The following is a 9819-nucleotide window of genomic DNA, read 5'->3' as shown; positions in this document are numbered from 1 at the left end:
ACCCCCGCGGGGCGCCCAAGTGTCCGCCGCCCGTGCCGGTGCGCGGCTCGCGGGGCCCCCGCGTTGTCCCCGCGAGCTGAGGGAAGGCAGGATTGCGGCATGACGCACGCGATGCTGAAAGGGTCGAACGTACCCCTCGATGCCACGGCGGTCCGGGCCGTCCTGCGCTGGACGCCCGGCGCCGGTGTGCCCGATGTCGATGCCTCGGCCCTGCTGGTGGGCCCCGGCGGACGCGTGCGCTCCGACGAGGACTTCGTGTTCTACAACCAGCCCCGCCACCCCAGCGGCCTGGTGCGGCATCTGCCCAAGACGCAGGTCGACGAGGCGCTGACCGACACCCTCGAAGCGGATCTGGCCGCGCTGGACCCCTCGGTGGACCGGGTCGTCCTGGCCGCGTCCTCGGACGGCGGACCGTTCGCGGGCGTGACGGATCTGCGGGTCCTGCTGTACGACGCGGCGGCGGCCGACGGCGAGCCGATCGCGGTCTTCGACGTGGTGCCCGAGACCGGCGACGAGACGGCCCTGATCTGCGGGGAGTTGTACCGCCGCGGCGAGGCCTGGAAGTTCCGCGCCCTGGGGCAGGGGTACGCCAGCGGGCTGGTCGGCCTGGCGACCGAGTTCGGGATCTCGGTGGAGGACGGCGAGCCGGACGGCATGGACTCCGGTGCGCCGGAGGCGTCGCAGCCGCCCGGCGCGAAGCCCGCGGCCGAGGACCCGGCCCCCGCGGACGGCCCCGCCGCCTCGCCCGTGACCCCGCCGCCCAGCACCTGGCCCGAGCAGTCCTCGGGCGGGCCGTCCGCGGCGGATCCGCAGGGCGGCGCGGCGGCCGACCCCGATGCGGTCACCCAGCATGTACCGGACGGCATGCCGGAGCCGTTCTCGTCCGCACCGCTGCCGCCGGCCGGCGCCCCGGCGGCCGCTGCCGCACCCACGGGCGGCGGCCACGGCTACCCGCAGAACGTGCCGCCCCCGCCGGCCCAGCCCCCGGCCCAACCCGCGTACGGCTACCCGGGTCCGCCGCCGCAGTACCAGCCGCAGGCGCCGACCGGCTACGGCTTCCCGCCCGCGCCGCCGGCCGGGACGTACGGCTATCCGGTGCCGCCGCAGCAGCAGCCCTTCGTGCCGGACCCGTCCTTCGTCCTGCCGCCGCAGGGCCCGCAGTTCCAGCGCCGTTAGCGGCGGCGCGGCGGGCCGCCGCACCGCGGTGGGCCCGCCGCGCCTCGCTCCGCGGGGGCGGCTCACACCTTCGACTTGTAGCCCCGTCCCCACTGCAGGCCCCAGCCGTACAGCCGGTCGAGCTCCGCCTGGAAGCCGTAGACGTACTTCACCTCGCGGCGCACCGTCAGCTCGCCCTTGACGTTCTCCAGCATGAAGACGGCGCAGGAGCGGGCCTGCGGCGCGCGCTCGTCCAGCTTGAGTTCCACCCGTGGTCCGCTGCTCGGGTAGAGCGTCACGACGGCGTGCGTACGGTCGAACGCCGGGGTGCCGTCGTAGATGTAGACGAAGATCAGCATCCGCTTGATCTCGTCGCGGTGGTCCAGGTTGATGTAGAGCGTCTCGCCGGACCCCGAACCGAAGCGGTCGTCGCCGCTGAGCTTCACGAAGGGCGCGCCGTTGAGGTCGCCGAGGAAGTTGCCCAGCGGCTGCACCACGCCCTTGGTGCCGTCCTGGAGCTCGTAGAGACAGGCCAGGTCCAGGTCGACGTTGACCACGGCCGGCCCCTGCGCCTGCACGACCTCCGGCTTGAACAGCTTCCCCGGATGCCGCAGCAGCCCGCCCCTGCCGTGCCCGCTCCGCTCGTGCAGATCGGAGGTGCGCATCTGCCAGTGCAGATTGACCCGCAGATGCCCGCTGGCCGCCCCCTGCTTGGTCAGTGAGACGACCGGATTCCGCTTCGTCAGCTCGACGACATACGACGCGCCGCCGCTGTCGAAGTCGAACTTCGCAGCGCCACCGCGCCGCAGATTCTCCAGGAACGACACGTTGCCCCACCCCATTGCTCGGCCCCGACGAACGGGGCGGCCCGAGGTCTGCACCCCAGGCCGCCCCGCAGAGAGCGTTCCTCAATCAGCGCCGCGTCACACTCCGGAGGTGACTTCCGACGACTTTCCCGAGGAGTCCCCCGGCTTGCCCTCCCGCCGGTTGCGGACCACGGACGAGGCGAACGAGAGGCCGATCAGCACGATGCCCACCAGGCCGGTGATGACCTCGTTGATCTCGTACTTGATCGTGATGAGCAGGATGACGGCCAGCGCGCCGATGGCGTAGTGCGCCCCGTGCTCCAGGTAGACGTAGTCGTCCAGGGTCCCCTTGCGGACCAGGAAGACCGTCAGCGAGCGGATGTACATCGCCCCGATGCCCAGGCCCAGCGCCATCATGAAGATGTCGTTGGTGATGGCGAAGGCGCCGATGACGCCGTCGAAGGAGAAGGACGCGTCGATGACCTCGAGGTAGAGGAACATGAAGAACGCTGCCTTGCCGGCCAGCCCCACGGCCGCGCCGGTCCCGTTCCGCGCGGGCGCCGCCGGCTGACCGTCCTCTTCGTCGTCGTCCTCCTCCAGCTTGTCCTCGAAGTATCCGGAGATCCCGGCGACGACGAGATACGTGAGGAGGCCCGCGACGCCCGCCAGCAGGACCGTGGCGCTCTTGTCACCGGCGCCGTGCGCCGCGGCGGTGGCCACGGTCATCGAGGTCACCAGCAGGACGACCAGGGCGATGATGACGGACAGCATGTCGAGCTTGCCCATCTTGGCCATGGGCTTTTCGATCCAGGACAGCCATTTGTAGTCGCGCTCCTCGAATATGAAGTCGAGGAAGATCATCAGCAGGAAGATCCCGCCGAAGGCCGCGATGGCCGGATGGGCGCTGGTGACCAGGTGTTCGTAGCGCGTCTTGTCATTGATGGCGAGATTGACCGCCTCGATCGGCCCCAGCTTCGCGGTGATCGCGACAATGACGACCGGGAACACCAGCCGCATGCCGAACACCGCGATGAGGATGCCGACGGTAAGGAAGATCTTCTGCCAGAACGCGTTCATCTTGCGCAGGATGCCCGCGTTGATGACGGCGTTGTCGAACGAGAGCGAGATCTCCAGGATGGACAGGATCCCGACGATCGCGAGCCCCTGCCACCCCCAGAGCACGCCGGCCAAGGCGAGGCCGGCCGCCGTGATGGCGAACGACCAGCCAAAGGTTTTCAGGAGCACTGCCTACCCAATCCTTCGCTGTGTGGGTCCCCCGCGCGCAGTGCGCGGCGCTTTACGAAACGTTGACCCCGAAGTCTAGAGCGATGCCCCGCAGACCCGACGCGTACCCCTGACCCACTGCCCGGAACTTCCATTCGCCGTTGTAGCGATACACCTCGCCGAAGATCATCGCCGTTTCGCCGGAGGCGTCTTCACTGAGGTCGTAGCGGGCGAGTTCGCTGCCGTCGGACTGATTGACGACGCGAATGAAAGCGTTGCTGACTTGGCCGAAACTCTGGCCGCGCGCCTCGGCGTCATGGATCGAGACCGGAAAAACGATCTTGTCGACCCGCTCGGGCACCTGCGTGAGATCGACCAGGACCGACTCGTCGTCGCCTTCACCGTCGCCGGTGAGGTTGTCCCCCGTGTGTTCGACGGAGCCTTCGGGGCTCTTGAGGTTGTTGTAGAAGACGAAGTATTCGTCCCCCAGCACCCGGCCCGACTGGCACAGCAGTGCGCTGGCGTCGAGATCGAAGGGTGCTCCGGTCGTGGACCGCGCGTCCCAGCCCAGGCCGACCATGATCTGCGTGAGATCCGGCGCGGCCTTGGACAGCGAGACATTGCCCCCCTTGGCAAGCGTGACGCTCATCGTTCGCTTCCTCCCCGATGTCGGTGCGGCCGCGCCCGGGCGCGGCCGCATCCCTTTCCTGCCCTTCGAGCGCGTCCGGCGCCGCACTCCCCGGACGGGGGTGTACGGCGCCGGAGGCGGTCATTCCTGTCCCGGGCGGCCACCGCGCGGGCGCCGCCCTGCCGGACGTCGGCGATCAGCTCGCGGCCGCCGCCGCTCAGACGTTGACGCCGAAGTCCTGCGCGATGCCGCGCAGACCCGAGGCATAGCCCTGCCCGATGGCCCGGAACTTCCACTCCGCGCCGTTGCGGTACAGCTCGCCGAAGACCATGGCGGTCTCGGTCGAGGCGTCCTCGCTCAGGTCGTAGCGCGCCAGCTCGTTGTTGTCGGCCTGGTTGACCACCCGGATGAAGGCGTTGCGGACCTGGCCGAAGCTCTGCTGGCGGGTCTCGGCGTCGTAGATCGACACCGGGAAGACGATCTTGTCGACATCGGCGGGGACGGCGGCCAGATTCACCTTGATCTGCTCGTCGTCGCCCTCACCCTCACCGGTGATGTTGTCGCCGGTGTGCTCGACCGAACCGTCCGGGCTCTTCAGGTTGTTGAAGAACACGAAGTTCTGGTCGTTGCCGACCTTGCCCTGGTCGTTCGTCAGCAGGGCGCTGGCGTCCAGGTCGAAGTCCGTACCGGTGGTGGTACGCGCGTCCCAGCCCAGACCGACGACGACGGCGGTCAGATTGGGGGCTTCCTTCGTCAGCGAGACGTTGCCGCCCTTGCTGAGGCTGACTCCCACGAGTCCTCCCAAAGATTCGAGGGGTACGTAAAGATTTGCGCCCCCATCGTGCATGGCATCGGATCAACGAATTGATCCTAGTGACCGGTTCCCGCCGATTGCAGATATCGCACCCGGATCCGTGCGGATGTCCGCCCGGTGGGCGCACCGGCGCCGTGGGAGAGGCGGCTCAGAGGGTGCCGAGCGCCTTGACGTAGTCGTTGAGGTCACGGGCGTCGGGCAGGCCGTTGACGACCGTCCAGCGCACCACGCCCTCCTTGTCGATGATGAACGTGCCGCGCACCGCGCAGCCCTTCTCCTCGTCGAAGACGCCGTATGCCCGCGAGGCCTCGCCGTGCGGCCAGAAGTCCGACAGCAGCGGGTACTCCAGCCCCTCCTGCTCCGCGAAGACGCGCAGCGAGAACGGGGAGTCGTTGGAGACGGCCAGCAGCTGGACGTCGTCGTTGACGAACGTCGGCAGCTCGTCGCGGAGCGCGCACAGCTCACCGGTGCACACGCCGGTGAAGGCGAAGGGGTAGAAGAGGAGGACGACGGCCTTCTCGCCGCGGAAGTCGGAGAGCCTGACCAGCTCGCCGTGCTGGTTCTTCAGCTCGAAATCCGGAGCCTTCGTGCCGACCTCGATCGCCATGGGTGCTTCCCTTCCGCTCACTGTCAACAGGACGCGACCAACCCTACGCGCCGTGGTTCACCACCGGGGAACACGCCGTGAACAGGGCCGAGCCCCCTCCGCAACAGGCGGAGGGGGCTCGGCGGGGACGTCGGGGCGGTGCGGCTCAGCGCTTGCCGGCCTTGGGTGTCACCAGTCGGCTGCCGGCCCAGTCCTTGCCCGCGTTGATGCTCTTGGTCTGGGACAGACCCGCGGTCTGCGCGGCCTCATTGATGTCGCTCGGCTCGACGTAGCCGTCCCGGCCGGTCTTCGGGGTCAGCAGCCAGATCTGCCCGCCCTCGTCGATCAGCCCGATGGCGTCCACCAGCGCGTCCGTGAGGTCGCCGTCCTCGTCGCGGAACCACAGCAGCACGACGTCGCAGACGTCGTCGTAGTCCTCGTCGACGAGATCCTGGCCGATCACGGTCTCAATGCCTTCGCGGAGATCCTGATCGACGTCGTCGTCGTATCCGATCTCCTGGACCACCTGTCCGGGCTCGAACCCCAGCCTGGCGGCAGGGTTGGTCCGCTCCTCCGCGTGGTCCGCGGTCGCGCTCACGGATTGCCTCCTGTCATGTTTCGGAAATGCTCGGGGACCCCGCGCGTGCGCGGAGCATTGGGCGTAGTCCACACGGGCCGGGCGGATCGCGCAAGTACCCGGCGATCCAGACCGCCGAAACGGTGACGTTTGGCGGCGTCTCGCCGCAACCACGACCCCGGCGGGACAAGCCGAAGTGATTCACACCACAGCATTCTGCCGGGTTTGTCGGGTACTCGCGCGAGACTGGTCCCTTCGGGGGGCTCCGGCCGGCTGTGGATCTCATTTCGGGGTCCGGACGTCCGTACGCGAAGCACTTTCGACATGAGCGTATGGTTGCGATTTGGCCGACCCGAGAAATCGGCCTTTTCAGCGCCATCTCTCTACGGATGGGTTACCCATCAGTAGAGGTGACGTATCCCTGTGGCTCGGTACACGATGGAGACGGCGCGACACCAAGGCAGAGACAGCATTCGTCCCGTGCACAGCATCCACATCCTGCACAGCGCGGCACGAACCGAACACGAAGGAACAGCGTGGCTTCCGGATCCGATCGAAACCCGATCATCATTGGCGGCCTTCCCAGCCAGGTCCCGGACTTCGATCCCGAAGAGACCCAGGAATGGCTCGACTCGCTCGACGCAGCCGTCGACGAGCGCGGCCGGGAACGTGCCCGCTACCTCATGCTCCGCCTGATCGAGCGCGCCCGCGAGAAGCGTGTGGCCGTGCCCGAGATGCGCAGCACGGACTACGTGAACACCATCGCGACCAAGGACGAGCCGTTCTTCCCCGGCAACGAGGAGATCGAGCGCAAGGTCCTGAACGCGACCCGGTGGAACGCCGCCGTCATGGTCTCGCGCGCCCAGCGTCCGGGCATCGGCGTCGGCGGCCACATCGCCACCTTCGCCTCCTCCGCTTCCCTCTACGACGTGGGCTTCAACCACTTCTTCCGGGGCAAGGACGAGGGCGACGGCGGCGACCAGATCTTCTTCCAGGGCCACGCCTCGCCCGGTGTCTACGCCCGTGCGTTCCTCCTGGACCGACTGTCCGAGGCGCAGCTCGACGCCTTCCGGCAGGAGAAGTCCAAGGCCCCCCACGGCCTGTCCAGCTACCCGCACCCGCGGCTGATGCCGGACTTCTGGGAGTTCCCGACCGTCTCGATGGGCCTGGGCCCGCTCGGCGCGATCTACCAGGCGCGGATGAATCGCTACATGGAGGCCCGCGGCATCGCCGACACCTCCAAGTCGCACGTCTGGGCCTACCTCGGCGACGGCGAGATGGACGAGCCCGAGTCGCTCGGCCAGCTGTCCATCGCCGCCCGTGAGGGCCTGGACAACCTGACCTTCGTCGTCAACTGCAACCTCCAACGCCTCGACGGCCCGGTCCGCGGCAACGGCAAGATCATGCAGGAGCTGGAGTCGCAGTTCCGCGGCGCCGGCTGGAACGTCATCAAGCTGGTGTGGGACCGCAGCTGGGACCCGCTGCTCGCGCAGGACCGCGACGGCATCCTGGTCAACCGGCTCAACAGCACGCCCGACGGTCAGTTCCAGACGTACGCCACCGAGACCGGTGCGTACATCCGCGAGCACTTCTTCGGCGACGACCAGCGGCTGCGCGCCATGGTCGAGAGCATGACCGACGACCAGATCCTGCACCTGGGCCGCGGCGGTCACGACCACAAGAAGATCTACGCGGCGTATGCGGCGGCCAAGGCCCACAAGGGCCAGCCGACGGTGATCCTCGCGCAGACCGTCAAGGGCTGGACGCTCGGCCCGAACTTCGAGGGGCGCAACGCGACCCACCAGATGAAGAAGCTGACGGTCGAGGACCTCAAGGGCTTCCGTGACCGGCTGCACCTGCCGATCCCGGACAAGGCTCTGGAGGACGGCGCGCCGCCGTACTACCACCCGGGCCGGGACTCCGAAGAGATCCAGTACATGCACGACCGCCGCAAGGGCCTGGGCGGGTATGTCCCCACCCGCGTCGTGCGGGCCGAGCCGCTGCCGCTGCCGGACGACAAGGCCTACGCGGGTGCCATGAAGGGCTCGGGCCAGCAGAAGATCGCCACGACGATGGCGTTCGTGCGGGTCCTGAAGGACCTGATGCGGGACAAGGAGATCGGCAAGCGGTTCGTGCCGATCGCGCCCGACGAGTACCGCACCTTCGGCATGGACGCGTTCTTCCCGTCGGCCAAGATCTACAACCCGCTGGGCCAGCAGTACGAGTCGGTCGACCGCGAGCTGCTCCTCGCCTACAAGGAGTCGCCGACCGGGCAGATGCTGCACGACGGCATCACCGAGGCGGGCTGCACGGCCTCGCTGATCGCGGCGGGCTCCGCCTATGCCACGCACGGCGAGCCGCTGATCCCGGTCTACGTCTTCTACTCGATGTTCGGGTTCCAGCGCACCGGTGACCAGTTCTGGCAGATGGCCGACCAGCTCGCGCGCGGCTTCGTGCTCGGCGCCACCGCCGGCCGTACGACGCTGACCGGTGAGGGTCTCCAGCACGCCGACGGCCACTCCCAGCTGCTGGCCTCGACGAACCCGGCCTGTGTCGCCTACGACCCGGCCTACGGCTACGAGATCGCGCACATCGTCAAGGACGGTCTGCGCCGGATGTACGGCGAGAACGCCGAGGACATCTTCTACTACCTCACCGTCTACAACGAGCCGATCCAGCACCCGGCGGAGCCGGCCGACGTCGATGTCGAAGGCATCCTCAAGGGCCTGCACCGCGTCAAGGCGGCCGAGAAGGGTCAGCACGCCGCCCGGATCCTCGCCTCGGGTGTCGCCGTGCCGTGGGCGATCGAGGCACAGCAGATCCTCGCGGACGAGTGGGACGTCAGGGCCGATGTCTGGTCGGCGACGTCCTGGAACGAGCTGCGCCGCGACGCGGTGGAGATCGAGGAGCACAACCTCCTGCACCCGGAGGAGGAGCAGCGCGTCCCGTACGTGACGCAGAAGCTCCAGGGCGCCGACGGTCCCACCCTCGCGGTCTCGGACTGGATGCGTGCGGTGCCCGACCAGATCGCGCGCTGGGTTCCCGGCACGTACCAGTCGCTGGGCGCCGACGGCTTCGGCTTCGCGGACACCCGCGGCGCGGCCCGTCGCTTCTTCCACATCGACGCGCAGTCCATCGTCCTGGGTGTGCTCACCGAGCTCGCCAAGGAGGGCAAGGTCGACCGGTCGCTGCTGAAGCAGGCGATCGACCGCTACCAGCTCCTGGACGTCTCGGCCGCCGACGCGGGTGAGGCCGGCGGCGACGCCTGACCTCACCGCGGCAGGCCGCCGCAGCGTGCTCCCCGCGCCCCCCGACCGGCGTCCTTCGCCGGTCGGGGGGCGCGGTGCCGTACGGCGGGCGGTGAGGGTGCGCGGGGGCTGCCCGGGCAGGCGGTTCAGCGCTCCCATACCTTGAACGCCCTTACCTGATAAGGGGATCGGGGCACCCAGGTGCCGCCGCCCGGATAGGTGTTGTATTCGCCGGTCTCGTCGCACTTCGCGCTCTGGTAGGTGGTGACCGGCCGCCCGGTGCGGTTGGCGAGCGCCGCGGCGGTGCTGCCCTCGGGCAGCGGGACGCAGCTCTCGATGTCGATGTCGGACAGCTCGTAGGTCCGCCGCTTGCCGCGGAAGTCGGCTGCCGGCCAGACGCAGAACTGGCCGGCGGCGCAGTCCCCCGAGGCGGCGCCCCGGCCGGCGGTGGCCGCTCGCGCGGCCGGGGTGCCGGCGGCGGGCGGCAGGGCGAGCACGGCGGCCAGCGCGGTGAGGCCGGTCAGCAGAGCGGTGGTGCGGGACGTGCGCAGACGCGGTCGCATTGGGAATCTCCCCCGTGGAGTAGGCGATGTGCAGGGTCGCGGCGGGCCGGATGCCCGCGGCGGGTTCTTCGGCATCGAGCTTCGCGAGGCGGCGGCGCGGCTGCCAAGGCCGTGGCGGCCGTCCCACCCGGATCAGGTATGTGGACGAGCGGATCGGTCCGGAGCGGGCCGCCGGTGCGCGGTGTTGACGCGGGACGGGGCGGCGGACGCCGATCGCG

The 9819-nt window shown here is 69.2% G+C and carries 9 protein-coding genes; 2 read left to right on the top strand and 7 right to left on the bottom strand.

Annotation, left to right across the window (positions count from 1 at the left end; genetic code table 11):
* Positions 1-99 precede the first annotated feature (99 nt).
* Complete coding sequence (locus IEY78_RS11415; protein WP_189097545.1) at positions 100-1176, top strand: TerD family protein; 1077 nt, start codon at positions 100-102, stop codon at positions 1174-1176.
* A 62-nt stretch (positions 1177-1238) separates the two neighbouring features.
* Here the strand turns inward: IEY78_RS11415 and IEY78_RS11410 are convergent, their stop codons facing one another.
* The 6 genes from IEY78_RS11410 to IEY78_RS11385 all read right to left on the bottom strand — a co-directional run bounded on the left by IEY78_RS11410 (position 1239) and on the right by IEY78_RS11385 (position 5811).
* Positions 1239-1997: a TerD family protein gene (locus IEY78_RS11410; RefSeq protein WP_189097544.1), complete on the bottom strand. Its 759-nt coding sequence runs from the start codon at positions 1995-1997 to the stop codon at positions 1239-1241.
* Between the two features lie 81 nt (positions 1998-2078).
* The gene (locus tag IEY78_RS11405; protein ID WP_189097543.1) at positions 2079-3206 is read right to left on the bottom strand and encodes a DUF475 domain-containing protein; all 1128 of its coding nucleotides are present in this window, start codon (positions 3204-3206) and stop codon (positions 2079-2081) included.
* Positions 3207-3258: 52 nt separating this feature from the next.
* Positions 3259-3834 (bottom strand): TerD family protein, encoded by a 576-nt coding sequence (locus tag IEY78_RS11400; protein WP_189097542.1) that lies wholly within the window; start codon positions 3832-3834, stop codon positions 3259-3261.
* Positions 3835-4030: 196 nt separating this feature from the next.
* Entirely contained in the window at positions 4031-4606 is a 576-nt protein-coding gene (locus IEY78_RS11395; RefSeq protein WP_189097541.1) for a TerD family protein, read from the bottom strand.
* A 169-nt stretch (positions 4607-4775) separates the two neighbouring features.
* Positions 4776-5234, bottom strand: coding sequence for a peroxiredoxin (locus IEY78_RS11390; RefSeq protein WP_189097540.1), 459 nt, complete (start codon positions 5232-5234; stop codon positions 4776-4778).
* Between the two features lie 145 nt (positions 5235-5379).
* Positions 5380-5811 (bottom strand): DUF3052 domain-containing protein, encoded by a 432-nt coding sequence (locus tag IEY78_RS11385; protein WP_030081424.1) that lies wholly within the window; start codon positions 5809-5811, stop codon positions 5380-5382.
* A gap of 515 nt (positions 5812-6326) precedes the next feature.
* On the opposite strand from IEY78_RS11385, the gene aceE reads away from it, so the two are divergent.
* Complete coding sequence (gene aceE, locus IEY78_RS11380) at positions 6327-9059, top strand: pyruvate dehydrogenase (acetyl-transferring), homodimeric type (protein WP_189097539.1); 2733 nt, start codon at positions 6327-6329, stop codon at positions 9057-9059.
* Between the two features lie 125 nt (positions 9060-9184).
* Here the strand turns inward: aceE and IEY78_RS11375 are convergent, their stop codons facing one another.
* Entirely contained in the window at positions 9185-9601 is a 417-nt protein-coding gene (locus IEY78_RS11375; RefSeq protein WP_189097538.1) for a peptidase inhibitor family I36 protein, read from the bottom strand.
* Between the last annotated feature and the right edge of the window lie 218 nt (positions 9602-9819).

The sequence above is a fragment of the Streptomyces kronopolitis genome (assembly GCF_014646275.1).
Classification (GTDB): domain Bacteria; phylum Actinomycetota; class Actinomycetes; order Streptomycetales; family Streptomycetaceae; genus Streptomyces; species Streptomyces kronopolitis.
Note: the sequence above shows the minus strand (reverse complement) of the source record. Positions and strands in the feature narration are given on the sequence as shown.